Source organism: Ammoniphilus soli (genome assembly GCF_040813775.1).
Window position 1 is genome coordinate 619,010 of record NZ_JBEGDL010000001.1, and the last position, 16,445, is coordinate 635,454.

Genomic DNA, 16,445 nt, shown 5'->3' on the forward strand with positions numbered 1-16,445 from the left:
TAGCATAGAAGAATGCGAAAAGGAGGAAACCGCGTGAGTGATGAATCGAGAGAAAAAACCTCCATTGGTTTAGAAGCCAACGTTGCAGGATTCTTGTGCTATTTATTTGGAGTGATTTCAGGTGTAATCATCCTACTGCTTGAGAAAGAAAATAAGTTTGTGAAATTTCACGCGTTACAATCTGTCCTTATATTTGCTGTGTTATTTATCCTCAACTTTATTCTTGGCTTCATTCCTATCATCGGCTGGATTGGAAATCTGATCCTCATCCCGGTTAGTCTAATCCTATGGATTTTGATGATGGTGAAGGCCTATAAAGGAGAATGGTATGCTCTCCCGATTATTGGAGAAGTCGCAGCGAAGCAGGCAGAAGCGGAGGAGCAGGTTGCAAAATAGTAAAAAATCCCGACGTCTTAAGACGTCTTTTTTCCATTCCATTGGTGCTTGAACGAGAGAATGTGAAAAGGTATGCTAAAGGAAGACTGTCAATAGGAGAGATGCTAGGATGAAAGTTGCGTTAAAGGAATGGGGAGTAGCCGTAAAAGCTTTAGAGGAAGGAGAGCAGATCATTTTACTTCGCAAAGGCGGAATTCAGGAGGAAACCAAGCAATTCGAACTAATTGAAAACCGATTTTTTTTATATCCTACCTTTGAACATCAAAAAGTAGATTTGGTCAAGCCTCAATACGAACCGGACTTCTTTGATTCCATGAATCAATGGGATTCTCGCCGTTCTACGGTACAAATCCGAGTTTTTGCAGAGGCAGTGGACGACATTGAAGTGTTTGATGAGGATAAGGTTCGTGCCCTTTCGCCTTGCCATATTTGGGTGGATAATGTCGCTGAAGACCGTTTGAAATGGAAGAAGCAACAGCCTCTACATGTTTTGCTATTAAGGGTTTATAAGTTGCCTAAGCCGGTCGTTGTCCCGATTCACGAAAGCTATCAAGGCTGCAAATCCTGGCACGAGCTTCTGCAGGATATTGACGCAGACAGTGCTAAGCCGGTACTGAGTGATGAGAAGTTCGCGGAAAAAGTTCTACAGATTCGCAGCTTGTTGGCCGATTAAGAAGAAATCTCCGGATTTTTCTCTGTTTCAGAGAATATCCGGAGATTTTTCTTTTTCCGCTATGTTTTCTTGTAATCCCTGCGTGACCATTGTGCAAGCTTCACATAAGAAGGTTTATACATTTGAGCTAATCCTCCAATGAATGCGGCAGAAGAGATATAGAGAAGGCAGATTTGCGGACTCATGATGGTGAAATCCAAGAGGCCTTGCCCCATTATCATGGCTTGCATGCCGCTTAATAGAGGAGTCAATCGGCAGTTTGACTGGTAAAGAAAGCGGATTTCCTGCAGCAAGGACCATTGCATGTGAAGGAAGATAAATAGTCCGACAATGCCAAGCGTAGTCGCTAGCGTCAGGAAGATATTATGGGCATGAAAGACCCTCAGGTAATCATAAACACTTTTATCGGCGAAGTAGATCCCCATAATTCCCCAACCCGTAATCGGCCTTTCCAGAAACATCTCAAACGTATTGGTCCAAATGGCTGCGCGGTCCCGAATGGACGAAAATAGGAACTCGCCACGCGGAAACCAATCGGGACGGTGAAGCATGAGGGCAATGCCTCCCATCAAAAGAAACATCAGGACAAGCATTTGTTTCTTGTGCCCGCTGAAATAGGCGTAGATGACGAATCCAAGGCCTAAGCCCATAATAGCCGCTCTAGATTCCGTAAAAAGTAAGGAACAAATAAAAATCACTACTCCAAAGGCATAAGCCCACTTTAGCAGCCCCTTTCTTTGCTGGAAGAGGTAAATGCCGATCAGAATCATACTGGCATACCAGGTGCCTGCCAGATTGGGATTATTAAAGGTTCCAGAGACTCGGTCGTTCTGATAGGCTCCAATATCAACGATACTTCTTGTTCCCAGAAGAAATTTCCACCATGCAGGATCATAACTGATTACTCCCATTCGATCCAAGAAAGAAATGAAAGCAGAACCAATCGAAAGGAAGAAAAGCGAAGACAATAGCCTTTCAATCGAAACTTCCGTATGGTATTTGTCCCTCAAATAGTGACTGATGAAAAAGTATCCCAAGATGAATAGAGAGGTAGAGATGTACACCCCTTGATCATTGACAAACCCCACTAGAATAGACCACCAAAACAAGATGTAGAGCCCGTTCGTCCAAGAGTGGTTGAGTGCCCAATCCCCTTTTTTAAAGTATTGATAGGTGATAAACAGGATCGGTACTACTGCCAGGTAAGGAGAAAATACAATAAAGCTTAGTACCCAGTTCAAGCATGAAAACCCCCAGATTCTTTTATTTCTCTGTTTTTTTTCTAGTATTTGAGAATAGTATTACGATAACCTCGTATCCGTTTTCAGATCAAGAGTAATTTGAACTAATAGGTTTCTATTGTAATGGATATTCATCTGTTACATAGGAAAGTACACCTAAATATGATTTAATAGAGTAAGAAAAAGTTACACTAGGAGTGGAAATCATGTTGCAATTATTGAATAGAGGGCTTGAGAAAGCTATGCCGCTCATAACTCCTGTAAGTGTTGTAAGCGGGGTGGTGCTAGCCGAACGTCTGCATGACTATACTTTTCTCGTGCCGTGGATTTTCGCTTTCATGACGTTTGCGGGAAGCTTAAGCTCTGATTTTAGGAGTTTAGCGAATGTCATGCTGCACCCTTTTCCGATTTTCATCGCGTTTCTGGTTCTGCATATCGGGATGCCGCTATGGGCTTGGTCTGTTGGACATATCGCATTCAGTGGGGATGCTTTGACTATTACAGGATTAATTTTAGGGATGGTAATCCCTACAGGAATTACTAGCTTCATTTGGGTTTCCATCTACCGGGGAAACCACGCCTTGGCCTTATCCATTATCCTGATCGACACCCTCCTTTCTCCCTTGCTCGTACCTTTCAGCCTCTCCGTTCTGGTAGGGGAAATGGTAGCGATTGACGGGTGGGGATTAATGAAAGGGCTGCTGGGCATGATCGTTATACCCTCTCTTTTAGGGATGCTGCTTAATCAAATGACGAAAGGCAAAGTGAAAGTGACCCTTTCCCCGCGCTTAGCTCCCTTTTTGAAGATTGGGCTAGGGATGGTCGTGATGATCAATAGTTCCATGGTTTCTCCCTATTTGATCCATGTCAATTGGAGGCTTGTTGCTATCGCCTGCACCGTATTTTTCGTCTCCTCCACCGGCTATCTCCTTAGCTGGGGCCTGGGGAAACTATTAAAATGGAACAGAGAAGACATTGTCAGCTTAGTATTCACTGGAGGGATGAGGAATGTCAGCGCCGGGGCGGTGATGGCTGTAGCTTATTTTCCGGGGGCAGTGGCAGCGCCAGTCGTAATGGCTATGCTTTTTCAGCAGATTTTGGCTTCTCTGTTTGGCCATTTATTAGCCCGTTACTATAAGACGGGCCATAGGAAGTCAAATGCTGCCGCATAAAAGGCAGGGGGATGAAGAAAATAGGGAAGAAGTATTGGAAAGGGAGCGTTGATATGAAAAACCGACTAGGGGATTTGACAATTACCCAAGGGGTGACAGGCATAATTCCTCTTCAAGAAATTATGGGCTTTATTCAACGGTTTATGGATGGTGACTACGGCGATTTTAATGTGCTGAATCAAGGAGATAATCCTACCGATGGAATTACGGGGAGATATCCCTGGAAGGAAGGAATCCAAGTGATTGTCGATCATGATGCTCAAGAGAATATGACTATCGTATCTCTTCCGGAAGAATTGGGCTAATGGGAAAATCAAAAAACAAAAAACATCCGTTTCTTCCTAAAGACCCCTATGGAGTATTAGGGCAAGAGCTGGAGGTCGATACGGATGTCAATGAAGACCGCTTCCGCGAATTTCTCCTGGATCAGTCTGTAGCCACCTTTATCGAAAATACAAATCGCTTAAAGAATGAGGAATGATAGCAAGGTTGAAAAGAGGGTACCCGCTGGTCGGGACCCTTTTTTCAGGAATTAAGCAGACCAGCTTTTCAATCGTGAGAGGAGGGCCCACTTCCTTTGCTTGCGGCGGATATATTTGGGGAGGCTTCGATAAATTTCCAAGGCTTCGTTAAAGGAGGATCTGGCCTCCTGATTACGGCCGAGCCGCAGGTATAACTGCCCTAACCGATAGTAGGTTTCTGAAGAAGAAGAATGAATGTCACGAATCTGTTCCAGGTAGCGGAGCGCTTTTCCTATCTCTTTCTTGCTGAATTCTTCCCCTAACTCCAGGTAAGGTTCACCATACTTTAACTTTGGATTGTCCTTCAGCGCTTCTAGAATCATTCGTTCCCCCTCGATCACCTTCCCCGTTTTAAGGTAGCACAGCCCAAGCTCATACAACACCTCGGCTGAATCCTCCACCTTTGCGTAAACCTCTTGTAAATAAGGGATAGCCGTTCCATATTTGCGCTTGTTCATCCAAATTCGGGCTAATTCCAATCTATTCGCTGTATGATGAGGATTTAGCCGCAGCTCCTGTTCTATTTTTCGAGCACGTTGGTATTCCCGGATCGGCTTGGTTACGCTTGGAAAGAGACCGATATATCGACGGTCAAGAAAATAAAAGATAATAAGGAGAAGAAGTATAGCCAAAAATGGATTTCCTGTTATCCACCAGAGGAAGGAAAAGATAAGAAATTTGCCCAATGCCATTCACCAACTTTGCTTTCTTATTTACATCTTTTTCTTTATTTTACATATACTTGCAATAGGGTTCAATTATAATGGCTGCGAGAGCACCAAAGACCAAAGATAAAATAGTATATGAAATCGTGTATAGTACTGCTCCATATCGGGTACTATATGCATATAAGCGATTGGCCCGTAGCCAAGCGGTAAGGCAACGGACTTTGACTCCGTCATGCCCTGGTTCGAATCCAGGCGGGCCAGCCATTACCGTACATAATATAGGTTGGTTTAATTTCTTGTTTAATAACAGCAGCTCGTCTGGCATCTTCCAGACTGGGCTGCTGTTTTATTTTTAGGTGTCTCAACCTGACAGCAGCACAAGCAAACAAAAGCATTTTAGCATTACCTGATTATTGGAAATGAGAAAGGAGTATGCAGATAAATCAATTCAATTATCGGAAAATGATATAGGAGGAAAAAATGAAAAGGAAAATGAAAGGGATAGGCACGGCATGGGCAGGAAAGAAGCTAAAGAGAAGTCAGGCTTACAGACGTTATGCATCTGGTAGAGGATCTGTCAGAAACATAGCAGATGATGTTGTCGATTTAGTGAATAAGGAAAGAACTAGCCGAGGAATTCCGGCACTCATATCGGATGGGCGTCTCGGAAGAATTGCCGCCCTTAAATCCATTGATATGAGGGATTTAAATTATTTCGGTCACAATTCTCCAACCTTTGGATCTCCGGAGCAAATGTTAAGGTGTTTTGGGATAACTTTTCGTACTCATGGAGAAAATATCGCATGGGGTTATGAAACACCTCAAAGCGTGGTAGCCGCTTGGATGAAGAGTAAACCCCATCGAAATAATATCTTAAATCCAAAATTTACACGTACTGGAGTCGGTTGGGCAACGGGAGGACAGCGTAGAATTATATGGACTCAATTATTTACCGGATAATATCGGAAGCTATGCATTATCAATTTTCAAGCCCTTTGAATGATATCTCAAAGGGTTTTTCATTATTACCAAGAACACAGCACAAGCGGTGAACCCGACACGTATTGTAAAACGTATTGATTGCCAGATAAGGAAATGGATCTATACCACTAAAGATTTTTTCATAGGAAGATGCAACCCTGGGATCTTCTTTGCCGTCCATAACTATAGAAAAGAATAGAAGGGATGAGCGATGATGAAAAACTGGAAGGGTCTTTTAACGATGGTATTGTCCATTTCTTTGCTAGCCCCAACTACTGGGCTTGCTTTTACTGACGTTGGACAAAGGGAGGGACACGGGAAACTCCTTTCTTTAAAGAACAGAGGGATCATCCAGGGGATAAGCGCAGAAAAGTTTGCCCCTCACCAGCAATTGACTTATGCTCAAGCTGTTACTTTAATCGTAAAGGGCTTAAATTTAAATATTGACCATATCCGATTCGTGAAGGAACCTAAAGCCAGTGATTACTACACTTCAGTTCCTAATGATGCCTGGTATGCTAATTCATTCCTTGTAGCTCACCTGAATGGGATGGAATTGGATAAAAATGTGAAGCCAAATGAATATATGACGCGCGAGCAATTTGCCGACCTTCTCATGAAGGCGGCACTCAAAACAGGCGATTATATGTTTATAGAATTGTATATTATGATTCAGGATGAGCAGAGCATCAATCCGCAATTTATGAACAGCATCCAGAAGCTGCTCCTTACAAAAATCGGCGAATTGAAAGACGGGGAGAAGTTCGAGCCTCAACTGCCCTTAACGAGGGAAGAAGCAGCCATATGGATCTATAACGCCATCGAATTTATTGAAAACCATAAACAAAAGTGAATGGAAAGTCTCTGGTAGAAATGACTCGACCCAGAGTCTTCTTTTTTGTGTAGTTATTGTAGTTTGGAACACTTTTCTAGATAATATATAGTGGTAAAAATTTTTAGGAGGACTAACATGAATCCAACTATTGAATTACTGCTGAGTCATCGGTCTATACGGAAGTTCCGGGACAAGTCCTTAAACAGGGAGCAAGTTCAAACGTTAGTGAGGTCTGCTCAAGCTGCCTCGACTTCCAGCCATATCCAAGCTTACTCCATTATAGGTGTTACGGATCAGTTGAAAAAAGATCAGTTGGCGGAGGTTGCAGGAAATCAATCTTATGTGGCGAACAACGGTCATTTTTTTGTGTTTTGCGCAGATCTCTATCGACATAAGCAATTAGGAGAGTGGGCGGAAGGAGACGTGCTGGATTCCATTGAAAGTACAGAAAAGTTTATGGTTGCGGCTATAGATGCTGCCCTTGCTGCACAAAACATGGCTGTTGCCGCTGAATCTTATGGATTGGGTGTTTGTTATATTGGCGGCATCCGTAATGATTTATACCGGGTTCGGGAAATTTTGGGGATCCCGAAGTTTGTTATCCCTTTATTCGGACTCGCAGTGGGAGTTCCGGAGCAAAATCCGGAGATTAAACCCAGACTGCCATGGACTCACATCTACCATGAAAATGTATATCAGCCGGATACCGAGGAAATGAAACGGGAACTTCAGGAATATGATGAAATCATGAGAAAGTATTATGAGGAAAGAACCAAAGGAAAGAGAAAGGATCGCTGGACAGAGCTGATGGTCACTATGCTGGAAAAAAAGAGCAGGATATATATGAAAGAATTTGTAGAAGAGCAGGGGCTTAAGCGGAGATGATAGGGGGGAGGACCTAAGGGAAGCACCTCCCTTCTTGCTTTTCACTTGCCAACATGGAGAGAGGGGGAAGGGCATGGAAGAGTCCATGATAAATGTTGCCGGACTTACCAAAAATTTTGGTCAAGTGCAGGCAGTTAAAAATATTAGCTTCTCTGTCCGGCGAGCGGAGTGCTTCGGGCTGCTTGGTCCGAACGGGGCAGGGAAATCAACCACGATAAAGATACTGACAACGCTAACCGATCTGGAGGGCGGGGAAGTTCAAATCGGGGGCTTGGACCTTAAAAAACATCCGGAGCAGATTCGGGAGCTGATCGGGTATGTTCCGCAAGCGATTTCTATGGATGGGACCCTGACCGGATATGAAAATCTTCTTCTCTTTGCCAAGCTCCACGGATTGCCGAGGCGGGTTCGGGAAGAAAGGATTCAAGAAGTGATTAAGCTTCTTAACTTAGAAGAGGTGGCCCATCGGCAAGCAAAAACTTATTCAGGCGGCTTGATTCGCAGGCTGGAAATCGGTCAGGCCATTCTTCACCGGCCGAAAATTCTTTATCTTGATGAACCGACGGTTGGATTGGATCCGATTGCAAGAAAAGGAGTCTGGAGCCACATTGAAGAACTGAGAAATACAGAGAAAATGACAATTATTCTAACGACTCATTACATGGAAGAAGCCGAAGCGATGTGTTCCACAATAGCCATTATGTGTAAGGGGGAGGTTGCAGCGTTAGGCTCATTAGAGGAGCTTAGAGCGAGCATGGGCAATCCCGGAGCGGGGATGAATGAGATCTTTGTACATTTTGCCGGAAATCCAGATCAGCATCAGGGAGGGATGAGAGATGTCTATCGAAGCCGCCGCACCGCAAAAAGACTCGGGTAAACGCCGGAATGGGGTGGTCTCCTACCTTGCTTACGCAGGTGTGATCGTGGAGCTGGAAGCGAGAAAGCTAAGCAAGGACCCGACGGAACTGCTGATGCGGGGAGTGCAGCCGGCTCTTTGGCTCTTGATTTTTGGGCAGGCTCTTAGTGGACTGCGGGAAATTCCTACAGGCGGCGTGGGCTATTTGGAATTTTTAGCTCCAGGTATTCTGGCCCAATCCGTTACCTTTCTTTCCATTTTTTATGGAATCATGATTATTTGGGATCGAGATTCTGGGGTATTACAGAAAATCTTGTCCACACCGATTTATCGTTCAGCTTTTATACTCGGAAAAATGCTTTCCGCTTCCTTGAGGGCAGCGGTTCAGGCGGTGGTCATCATGATTTTATCCGTTATCCTCGGTGTCCACCTGGATTGGGGGATCGGCAACGTGTTAGGACTGTTTTTTACAGTCATCCTTGGTGCTTCTTTTTTTGCAGGACTCTCGATGATGATTGCTTTTCTGGTTCGAACGAGGGAGAGGTTAATGGGGATCGGCCAGCTGATTACTATGCCGCTTTTCTTTGCCTCCAATGCCCTGTATCCGATCTCCATTATGCCGGATTGGCTTCAAATATTAGCGCTGATTAATCCTCTTAGCTACCTGGTGGATGCCTTGCGGGGCTTGCTCCTAGTTAGTCATTCTGCCCATCTTCTCGTCGACTGGGGAATCCTGATAGTTGCGTGCGGCTTGATGCTGTGGATTTGTTCTTCCATCCTTCCCCGGATTACCAACTAATTATTGCTTTGGTATATATTTTCAATTAATCTAAACTTATAGGGATATGCAAAATATTTCTTATGAGTTGTCATCTTTGGACAGGAAATAATATACTTGATACAGAGTGGAGAAAAAGAAAGGGAGAAGATTATGTCTGTAGCAACTACACAAACGCCAGGCCAATGGGTAAATGAATTATCAAATCCTGAAGTACAGGAAGCTTTGACGACGCTGGTCCAGAAGCTGCCGCAAATCAAAGAAGCTGTAGTGAAGATGGAGCAGGGCATTGAGATGGTAAGCGTACTGGCAACTGATAGCCAAACCATCAACAATGTAGCCGAACCCCTCTCACATATTTCAAAAGTAGCCCTTAATAAGGATAATATTGATGCGCTATTGTCGCTTGTCGAAAAGCTGCCAAAACTTGCTCAAACAGTGGAAATGTTAGAACGGGCAACGCCTTTCATCGAGATGATCGCTAAAAAGGAAAACCTGGTCTCTGTGGCTGAGGTTGCGGAAATTGTGGCTACGCCAGTAACCGAAAAAGTGCAAGAGGGATTATCCATGGTAAAGGAAGCGAAATTGAGAGCAGAGCAAAATCGGGAAAGTGTCTCGATATTCGGACTGCTAAGGCTATTAAAAGATCCAACTGTTCAGGATGGGCTTAAGTTTGCTCAGGCTTTTCTGGAAGTTGTTTCCGAAAAAAAACCACACGAGCCATACTTTAAAAAGTAAGCTTGATTAGGGATAATAGGAGTCCAAGGACTCCTATATCCTTTTATTCCACTTTATTATTGATTATTAGGTTCAAAGGTGATACAATATATTTAACAAAAGAAAATAAAACTTAAGTATAATTCACTTGTTAAAAAGGGTTATCACTTCTGATTTTGGTTGCTCTTTTTAATATGTGAATTTTTTTATTTTACTCAGTAAATAAAGCGAATAACATATTAAATAAATTTTTTGGAGGAAACACAAATGCAAAACGGAACAGTTAAATGGTTTAACGCAGAAAAAGGATTCGGATTTATCGAAGTAGAAGGCGGAGACGATGTATTCGTACACTTCAGCGCAATTACTGGCGAAGGTTTCAAATCCTTAGAAGAAGGACAGCGCGTGCAATTTGAAGTTGTTCAAGGAAATCGCGGTGCGCAAGCTGCTAACGTAGTTAAGCTTTAGTCTTAACTTAAAGAAAGGCTGATTCCAAATTGGAATCAGCCTTTTTATTTTTTGGTATATTAGATACCGTAAGATCGAAAACATGAAAAAGGGGTGTATTTAAACACCCCTCAGATCAAGTATTCAGTTATTATTGAATACGGCTTCCAGCAAGAGCCTGCTCTGCAAATTGAACAAGACGCTTTGTGATTTCTCCACCAACAGATCCGTTAGCACGAGATGTTTGGTCGGCTCCTAGCTGTACTCCGAACTCTTGAGCGATTTCATATTTCATTTGATCTAATGCTTGAGAAGCACCTTGTACTAGTTTTTGGTTGTTGTTATTGTTGTTAGGCATTTGAAGTCCTCCCTTGATATTGTTTTTTGCAGAAAGGTTATCTGCCTTTATATTTTTGTTTATTGCGTGTCATAATATACTGGATGATCATCCCAGTTTAGTTTCCTCTTATTGGGTATCTTCATCAAAATCCCAGGTTGTTGCCCCAAGGCCACCCACCGTAGACATGATCCCATATTCATCGAGTTTTCTTTCATAGATCTCATGCAAATCATTAGCTGCTATCCCAATGAAATTCCCTTCGATGTCGGCAAGCAGGAATCCTTCGACAGCCTCAGTTAGACCGATGGGTTCATCTGACTCCACAAACATTTCATTATAACTGTTTTTTTCTTGCTCCCAAAAGTCAGATGGCGTTTCTGAAGTACCGTATCGAGCTACTTCTTGCCAAGCATCTTCTGCGTCATAAAGCGTCGCATCCTGTTCATCATACTCAAATTTACCGAAAGCTGGCCGGAGAATATCCTCTTCCACCGGGCGGTTTTCAGACACAAAGTGGTTAGGTGTATGTTCGATGCAACGGGTAGCTGTAGGAAGGGCCTGAAGTCTTTCAAGGGGTATGGCTTGGCTGCAAATTTCACACAGGCCATATGTTCCCTGCTCTATTGCCTCCAGAGCCCTTAGGATATCCTGAAGATGTTCTTCTTCATGTTCATTTAAGGCAATATCTTTTTCCCGTTCAAACAATTCGCTTCCGTGATCGGCAGGGTGATTATCATAGTTGGATAAATCCCCTAAAGATTCTTTAATCTGAGAGTTCTCGATATCGAAATGGTCATTTTGATCTAACCGTCGGATAAGGTCTTCTTTTTCATCCAAAAGGGCACTCTTAAGCGCAGAAATTTGATTGGGTGAAAGCATGTCTTTTTCACCATCCTTTTTTTTTGTTCCACCTTAGTTTGGTTCTATTTGAATTACTTCAGTCAAGCCCAATGTTGACATGGGTAAAACCTCCAGATGAAAAAGCGGAACAGATTTCCTATATGTCGGATCTTTTCAGAATATGCAGGATGTATTATGATAGCTTTACCGTGCTTTATAGATTTGGAGTGAGGGACTTGGCAGGTACACAGGAGTTGCTTTTAAATATTCTGATTATGGTATTGTCCATTCTTATCTATTTTTCCATTAGGTTGAATCCCAAGTATTCGAAAGTGACCGTCGCCATTCTTTGTACGGTGACCTTGATGCTGTGCATGAGCTTTCCTTTTAGTGTCATCATAGGCTATAAGTATGACCTGCGCGTAATCCCTTTGCTGGTCGGCATTTTATACGGAGGATACAGGGTGGGCATTGTAGTTGGTATAACTATGATAGCTTACCGATACTTTCTTGGTGGACCCGGGTTCATCTTGACGCTGTATTCCTACCCTCCTGTCATGATTATCGCTTTTGGCCTAATTCCATATTTCAGGGAGAGGGCTCGCAGGTACAAATATCTTTTAGGAAGCGGGCTTTCTTTATTGTGGGCGCTCATTTGCACATTTATTTCCTTTTCAGGACCTAGGGGAGCTCCATTAACCAAGGAGAATGTTATTTTTTATATTGGGTTTTGCTTGTTGCATGCGTTGGCCATGTGGATTGTGATGGTTCTTATCGAGAGCTTAAGCGAAAACGAAAAGATGCGGATGGAAATTCAACGGACAGAAAAGTTGAATGCGCTGAGTCAGCTCGCTGCCTCCATCGCTCATGAAATACGTAATCCAATGACCGTTGTACGGGGATTTATGCAACTCTTAAATGAACGGGAACGAAGTGAAAATGAGCGAAGATACATGAGATTAATGATCGATGAGCTGGATCGAGCGGAACTGATCATCAATAATTTCTTATCTCTAGCTAAGCCCCAGGGAGAAGAGATTGAACGATTTGATGTATCCGAACAGGTTCAGCATGTGGTTAGCGTGACTTCTGCCTACGCTGTGCTAAGGGACGTGGATATTAAAATCGACCTTGCGGGTCCCCTTTATATACTGGCTAATCCGGCAAAGTTTAACCAAGTGCTGCTTAACCTCATTAAGAATGGCATAGAGGCCATGCCGGGGGGAGGAACACTGCATATTGCAGGAACGAGGTCAAATCGCCAGATTACACTAGAGGTCTCTGATACGGGGATCGGGATGAGCTCGAATGAAGTTCAGCAATTGGGTACCCCTTATTATTCCACGAAGAAAGAAGGGACAGGCTTGGGCCTGCTGACAAGCTTTCGAATCGTCCAGATGATGAACGGAAAAATTGAAGTGAAAAGCCAAAAGGGGAAAGGAACTCGGTTCTCCATTACGCTCCCGGCTGAGACTTGAACATAAGTACTATTTTTCAAGCAAATAAAACATAGTATGGTGGGGTAGAGGATGAAACTTTTCAGATGGTGGAAGGGGAAGCAAGCTGAGAATATGGGGAATTCCAATATGGAATCCCCAAATAATATTAAAGTGTTGGACAGAACTACGTTCGCCTTACCCAGTTATCAGTTAGCAGACCATCTTGTCGTCAACCGGTTGGGAAACACTCACCATGGCATTTTTTCCGGAGAATCGCAAGTAATCTACTACAATTATTATACTGGGATGGTTGTTGAAGCTTCGCTTGAGGACTATTCCAAGGGCGATGCGGTCAAAGTTGTTTACAGTCCAATGATGTATAATAGTGCAACCGTTATCTCGAGAGCGAGAAGCCGAATTGGCAAAAGGGAATATCATATGATGCAAAATGTTGGGGAGCAGTTTGTCCGTTGGGCTAGAGGCGGGGGTTCGTATTAAAAAATATTTGATAGGCATAGGCAAGGCAGAAAGGATGAATCCGTTTCTGCCTTTTATTTTCCAGCTTCCTTTGTTGCTGACGATGGCTGCTGCTCCTTATAATGATGTCTCGCTCTGTTTTTCATGATAAACTGGGCCAGCTCTTTTTTAGTCAAGGCATTCTTTTGGAGGGTGAGCTGATCTAGGTAGCGTATTAACAGCTCGGCCGTATTTAACGCATCATCAATGCCGCGATGTGCTTTGCCAACGGGTTCTATGCCTGCAAGATCCAGGGCGCTTTTAAGACCTAACTGGCTTTTCGTATCGGGCCTCAGTACTTTTCCTATTTGCTGCTGAATGTCGTTATAGTTTTGGAACCAGTCCAGCTTGATCCGATTCCGAACGCATTGATTGATAAGATGGAGTCGATCATCCCTGCCCCAGGAGCATAGAAAATAGTCATCTCCCAACCAATCTGAGAATTGCTGGATGCCAGAATGGAAAGGTACGGCATTCTTTACATCTTCCTTGGTCATGTTAATAAACTTTCTTGTGCTCTTTGCAACATAGCCATTTCTAGGTGCTATATACACCTGAAATTGATCGCTTATCGACTTGGTTTCCAGGTTTACCTTACAAGCGCCGATTTCAACGATTTCACTCGGCTGGCCTTTTTTAAAACGTTTTATGAGTTCAAGGTCAAACACGACAGCATTCAAATATAATCATCCTTTGTATTAGATTAGAAATATTAAAGCAAAAGAAAAAGCAACCCTATACGGTTGCTTTTCTATTATACCATGTTAAATTAGATAATATTAGGCCTTATCCCAGGTATTAAGCAACCCGCTGCCATTACAGCTGGTGCACTCATAGGAACAAAACTCATTGATTAAAGGATAAAGACCTGTCCCATAAGTACATTCGGGACACAATCCCTTTGCCTGCATTTCCATTGCTTTTCTCTGGTCTCTTGTTTTTAACCACTGAGATAATTGATCAAATAGGTTCATTTTCCACTCCTAATGAATTTATTCATTTATTATGTGGAAAAATGAGAGATAATATTCATCTGATTAAAGGAGCTGTACTAAAATGGATGAAGCAATCTGGTTTAAAGAATTACACGATCTTGAACTCGAGGAAGTCCGAAAACTCAAGCTGAACATCCGGCAAGGGCTGTTCCCCAATAGCGATTGGCATCGTAAGCCATCTCCAGAGGATCCGGAGGGGGTAACAATGGAAGAATGGATTGAAATACTTGAGAAGGAATTCAAACGGCTAGGATTATAGCTATGCTGGATAATCCAGTTTGAAATCAGCAAGAATGACTAATTTATGGTTCGCATCATCGTACTTTACTAAGCCTTCTCGCGTATAATACCAAGATTTGCTTCGGGTGTCCTCCGAAATCACAAAAATATTGAGTTCGTCCCGGTTTTCAAGCAAAGCGTCTGCTAGTTCCTCAGCCGGCAGATCAATGATGAATTTCCAAAAACCATCTACATATTGCAAGCTATAGTGTAAGGAATGCTTTTGGGTATCCAAAAATAACCTGCCTCCAACAGTATGCCTTATGTACATATGATCCATAATCAATGCTCCTTTAGGTTAAGGATTTGCGTAGACTTGACAGAAGTAATTATAACACAATAAGATACTTACATAAAGTTAGTTTAATCTGACATTGGGATCGCGTAATACATTCAAGGAAGGTGTGGTTTCATGATAAAAATTTATCCAGCAGAGGCTCGGTATTCGGCTGACCACGGATGGTTGCAATGTAATTTCAGCTTTTCATTTGCTGATTATTATGACCCTGCAAATATGAATTTTGGACCGCTTCGGGTATTCAATGATGATTATATTCAACCGCAAGAGGGGTTTGGAACACATCCGCATCGCGATATGGAGATCGTTACTTTTGTAGTAAAGGGACAGCTAAAGCATGAAGACAACACGGGAGGAAGAGAGGTCTTGCGGCCTGGGGAGGTTCAGCGAATGAGCGCGGGGACAGGCATCCTGCATTCTGAAATCAATTCCTCTGAGGATGAGGTAGCCAATACCCTTCAGCTCTGGTTCATGCCAAGTGAAAAAGGCCTTACGCCTTCCTATGAACAGAAGGCATACAATCAAGAGGAAACCAAAAATCAATTGCTTCCAGTTGTTTCAAATCGAATTCAATCTGAAAATACAGTGCATATTCATCAAGATATGACGATCTACATGTCTGAGCTGGAAGCAAACAAAAGTCTTCATTTCAGCCAGGAAAAGGACCGTAAAATTTATATATTTGTGATCGAAGGAGATCTTGTACTTAATCAGGATTACAAGCTGAAAAGACGCGATGCAGCCCGAATTTCGGATATCACCGATCTGGCTATCCTTTCGGAAAAGGGTGCTTCCTTTATGCTAATGGATTTGCCTTAAACAAACGAGGAGGGGCTCTATGGTTAAGAATGAAAAAATTAAAGCGTCGGAAGTCCATTTGACTGGCTTGAATGGGGAAGATCTGGGAATTGTGCCAACAAAAGAAGCCCTGCAAATGGCGAAAAAGCTGAAGGCTGATTTGGTCTGTCTGTCGTTATCGGCAAGCCCGCCGCCATGCCAATTAGCGAATCCTTCAGAATTTCAAAAGCGGAAAGACTTAGAAAGAAAAAAGGAGCGGCAGGCTGAAAAAGGAGTAAAAACGAAAGAAATCCGCTTAAGTGCTTTTATTGAAGATCATGATTATGAAACAAAGAAACGCCAAGCGGAAAAGATCCTTACCACCGGAGATGCCGTTCAACTGACGGTGCGTCTGGAAAGAAAAGAGAGTCAAGAGGCAAAAAGCCTTATAGAGCGCTTAGTTAAAGAACTAAAACATTGCGGGAACCAGGATAAGGGGATTCAGGCTAGCGGGAAGCAAGTTGTTGCCGTTTTGCGTCCCCGATGATATTGGTTGGAAGGAGCCACAAATCCAATGACAGGAAACGGCCAGGAACGAAAAAACATCCATACCGGCCTTGAAGTAGAAATTATATTAAAGAAAGACCAGCGAACAGGCAAAACTACGCGAGGGATCGTAAAGGATATTCTTACCAATTCCTCTAGCCACCCTCATGGTATTAAAGTTCGTCTCCAGGATGGTCAGGTTGGGCGAGTGAAAACAATACTTGGAAGGTAGTTCTAGGTAAATA

25 protein-coding genes and 1 tRNA gene are annotated in these 16,445 nt (G+C 43.0%); 19 read left to right on the top strand and 7 right to left on the bottom strand.

All coding sequences use genetic code 11. The features are described 5' to 3' along the window. The first annotated feature begins 33 nt into the window (after positions 1 to 33). Together ABLT31_RS03375 and ABLT31_RS03380 are read left to right on the top strand one after the other, a co-directional pair. Positions 34 to 396 carry a DUF4870 domain-containing protein gene (locus ABLT31_RS03375; protein ID WP_367748855.1) on the top strand — a complete coding sequence of 121 codons (363 nt, stop codon included), beginning with the start codon at positions 34 to 36 and terminating at the stop codon, positions 394 to 396. Between the two features lie 109 nt (positions 397 to 505). After that, positions 506 to 1,069 carry a DUF1802 family protein gene (locus tag ABLT31_RS03380; RefSeq protein WP_367748858.1) on the top strand — a complete coding sequence of 188 codons (564 nt, stop codon included), beginning with the start codon at positions 506 to 508 and terminating at the stop codon, positions 1,067 to 1,069. Positions 1,070 to 1,128: 59 nt separating this feature from the next. Here the strand turns inward: ABLT31_RS03380 and ABLT31_RS03385 are convergent, their stop codons facing one another. Further along, positions 1,129 to 2,310, bottom strand: coding sequence for an O-antigen ligase family protein (locus ABLT31_RS03385; RefSeq protein ID WP_367748860.1), 1,182 nt, complete (start codon positions 2,308 to 2,310; stop codon positions 1,129 to 1,131). Between the two features lie 206 nt (positions 2,311 to 2,516). Between ABLT31_RS03385 and ABLT31_RS03390 the strand changes: the two genes are divergently transcribed. Genes ABLT31_RS03390 through ABLT31_RS03400 form a run of 3 tightly spaced genes read left to right on the top strand, consistent with a single transcriptional unit; the run spans position 2,517 to position 3,963 of the window. Next, positions 2,517 to 3,482 carry a bile acid:sodium symporter family protein gene (locus ABLT31_RS03390; RefSeq protein WP_367748862.1) on the top strand — a complete coding sequence of 322 codons (966 nt, stop codon included), beginning with the start codon at positions 2,517 to 2,519 and terminating at the stop codon, positions 3,480 to 3,482. 53 nt (positions 3,483 to 3,535) lie between these two features. Continuing rightward, positions 3,536 to 3,787: a hypothetical protein gene (locus ABLT31_RS03395; RefSeq protein ID WP_367748863.1), complete on the top strand. Its 252-nt coding sequence runs from the start codon at positions 3,536 to 3,538 to the stop codon at positions 3,785 to 3,787. Further along, entirely contained in the window at positions 3,787 to 3,963 is a 177-nt protein-coding gene (locus ABLT31_RS03400) for a hypothetical protein (protein WP_367748865.1), read from the top strand. Before ABLT31_RS03395 ends, ABLT31_RS03400 begins: the two co-directional genes overlap by 1 nt. Before the next feature lie 51 nt (positions 3,964 to 4,014). On the opposite strand, the gene ABLT31_RS03405 is transcribed toward ABLT31_RS03400, so the two are convergent. Beyond that, the gene (locus tag ABLT31_RS03405) at positions 4,015 to 4,695 is read right to left on the bottom strand and encodes a tetratricopeptide repeat protein (RefSeq protein ID WP_367748867.1); all 681 of its coding nucleotides are present in this window, start codon (positions 4,693 to 4,695) and stop codon (positions 4,015 to 4,017) included. Positions 4,696 to 4,860: 165 nt separating this feature from the next. On the opposite strand from ABLT31_RS03405, the gene ABLT31_RS03410 reads away from it, so the two are divergent. The 8 genes from ABLT31_RS03410 (at position 4,861) to cspD (ending at position 10,191) form a co-directional block, all read left to right on the top strand. Next, positions 4,861 to 4,935 (top strand) — tRNA-Gln (locus ABLT31_RS03410). 216 nt (positions 4,936 to 5,151) lie between these two features. Continuing rightward, positions 5,152 to 5,631, top strand: coding sequence for a CAP domain-containing protein (locus ABLT31_RS03415; RefSeq protein WP_367748870.1), 480 nt, complete (start codon positions 5,152 to 5,154; stop codon positions 5,629 to 5,631). A gap of 232 nt (positions 5,632 to 5,863) precedes the next feature. Beyond that, on the top strand, positions 5,864 to 6,505 hold the full coding sequence (locus ABLT31_RS03420; RefSeq protein WP_367748872.1) for an S-layer homology domain-containing protein: 642 nt from the start codon (positions 5,864 to 5,866) through the stop codon (positions 6,503 to 6,505). Positions 6,506 to 6,622: 117 nt separating this feature from the next. Continuing rightward, entirely contained in the window at positions 6,623 to 7,372 is a 750-nt protein-coding gene (gene nfsA, locus ABLT31_RS03425; RefSeq protein WP_367748874.1) for an oxygen-insensitive NADPH nitroreductase, read from the top strand. 73 nt (positions 7,373 to 7,445) lie between these two features. Then, positions 7,446 to 8,249: an ABC transporter ATP-binding protein gene (locus ABLT31_RS03430; protein WP_367748876.1), complete on the top strand. Its 804-nt coding sequence runs from the start codon at positions 7,446 to 7,448 to the stop codon at positions 8,247 to 8,249. After that, positions 8,209 to 9,027 carry an ABC transporter permease gene (locus ABLT31_RS03435; protein ID WP_367748878.1) on the top strand — a complete coding sequence of 273 codons (819 nt, stop codon included), beginning with the start codon at positions 8,209 to 8,211 and terminating at the stop codon, positions 9,025 to 9,027. The genes ABLT31_RS03430 and ABLT31_RS03435 overlap by 41 nt, the downstream gene beginning before the upstream one ends. A 132-nt stretch (positions 9,028 to 9,159) precedes the next feature. Beyond that, on the top strand, positions 9,160 to 9,744 hold the full coding sequence (locus tag ABLT31_RS03440; RefSeq protein ID WP_367748880.1) for a DUF1641 domain-containing protein: 585 nt from the start codon (positions 9,160 to 9,162) through the stop codon (positions 9,742 to 9,744). A 246-nt stretch (positions 9,745 to 9,990) separates the two neighbouring features. Continuing rightward, positions 9,991 to 10,191 (top strand): cold-shock protein CspD, encoded by a 201-nt coding sequence (gene cspD / locus ABLT31_RS03445; protein ID WP_367748882.1) that lies wholly within the window; start codon positions 9,991 to 9,993, stop codon positions 10,189 to 10,191. A 130-nt stretch (positions 10,192 to 10,321) separates the two neighbouring features. On the opposite strand, the gene ABLT31_RS03450 is transcribed toward cspD, so the two are convergent. Together ABLT31_RS03450 and ABLT31_RS03455 are read right to left on the bottom strand one after the other, a co-directional pair. Further along, positions 10,322 to 10,528 (bottom strand): small, acid-soluble spore protein, alpha/beta type, encoded by a 207-nt coding sequence (locus ABLT31_RS03450; RefSeq protein WP_367748885.1) that lies wholly within the window; start codon positions 10,526 to 10,528, stop codon positions 10,322 to 10,324. Positions 10,529 to 10,636: 108 nt separating this feature from the next. Beyond that, on the bottom strand, positions 10,637 to 11,389 hold the full coding sequence (locus ABLT31_RS03455; RefSeq protein ID WP_367748888.1) for a yteA family sporulation protein: 753 nt from the start codon (positions 11,387 to 11,389) through the stop codon (positions 10,637 to 10,639). Between the two features lie 71 nt (positions 11,390 to 11,460). Between ABLT31_RS03455 and ABLT31_RS03460 the strand changes: the two genes are divergently transcribed. Continuing rightward, entirely contained in the window at positions 11,461 to 12,828 is a 1,368-nt protein-coding gene (locus ABLT31_RS03460; RefSeq protein WP_367748891.1) for an ATP-binding protein, read from the top strand. 51 nt (positions 12,829 to 12,879) lie between these two features. Beyond that, positions 12,880 to 13,287, top strand: coding sequence for a lecithin retinol acyltransferase family protein (locus tag ABLT31_RS03465; protein WP_367748894.1), 408 nt, complete (start codon positions 12,880 to 12,882; stop codon positions 13,285 to 13,287). A 53-nt stretch (positions 13,288 to 13,340) separates the two neighbouring features. Here ABLT31_RS03465 and ABLT31_RS03470 read toward each other — a convergent pair whose 3' ends face one another. Continuing rightward, positions 13,341 to 13,985: a 3'-5' exonuclease gene (locus tag ABLT31_RS03470; protein WP_367748897.1), complete on the bottom strand. Its 645-nt coding sequence runs from the start codon at positions 13,983 to 13,985 to the stop codon at positions 13,341 to 13,343. Between the two features lie 99 nt (positions 13,986 to 14,084). Further along, entirely contained in the window at positions 14,085 to 14,279 is a 195-nt protein-coding gene (locus ABLT31_RS03475) for a methionine aminopeptidase (RefSeq protein WP_367748899.1), read from the bottom strand. Positions 14,280 to 14,361: 82 nt separating this feature from the next. On the opposite strand from ABLT31_RS03475, the gene ABLT31_RS03480 reads away from it, so the two are divergent. Then, complete coding sequence (locus ABLT31_RS03480) at positions 14,362 to 14,559, top strand: hypothetical protein (protein ID WP_367748902.1); 198 nt, start codon at positions 14,362 to 14,364, stop codon at positions 14,557 to 14,559. On the opposite strand, the gene ABLT31_RS03485 is transcribed toward ABLT31_RS03480, so the two are convergent. Next, positions 14,560 to 14,859 carry a hypothetical protein gene (locus ABLT31_RS03485; RefSeq protein ID WP_367748905.1) on the bottom strand — a complete coding sequence of 100 codons (300 nt, stop codon included), beginning with the start codon at positions 14,857 to 14,859 and terminating at the stop codon, positions 14,560 to 14,562. 132 nt (positions 14,860 to 14,991) lie between these two features. Between ABLT31_RS03485 and ABLT31_RS03490 the strand changes: the two genes are divergently transcribed. The 3 genes from ABLT31_RS03490 to ABLT31_RS03500 are packed head-to-tail and all read left to right on the top strand — an operon-like array spanning position 14,992 to position 16,432. Beyond that, a complete protein-coding gene (locus ABLT31_RS03490; RefSeq protein WP_367748907.1) occupies positions 14,992 to 15,696 on the top strand; it encodes a pirin family protein in 705 nt (234 codons plus the stop codon). A gap of 19 nt (positions 15,697 to 15,715) precedes the next feature. Then, positions 15,716 to 16,201, top strand: coding sequence for a translation initiation factor IF-3 (gene infC, locus ABLT31_RS03495; RefSeq protein WP_367748909.1), 486 nt, complete (start codon positions 15,716 to 15,718; stop codon positions 16,199 to 16,201). Positions 16,202 to 16,228: 27 nt separating this feature from the next. Further along, positions 16,229 to 16,432, top strand: coding sequence for a YwbE family protein (locus ABLT31_RS03500; RefSeq protein ID WP_367748911.1), 204 nt, complete (start codon positions 16,229 to 16,231; stop codon positions 16,430 to 16,432). Positions 16,433 to 16,445: the final 13 nt, after the last annotated feature.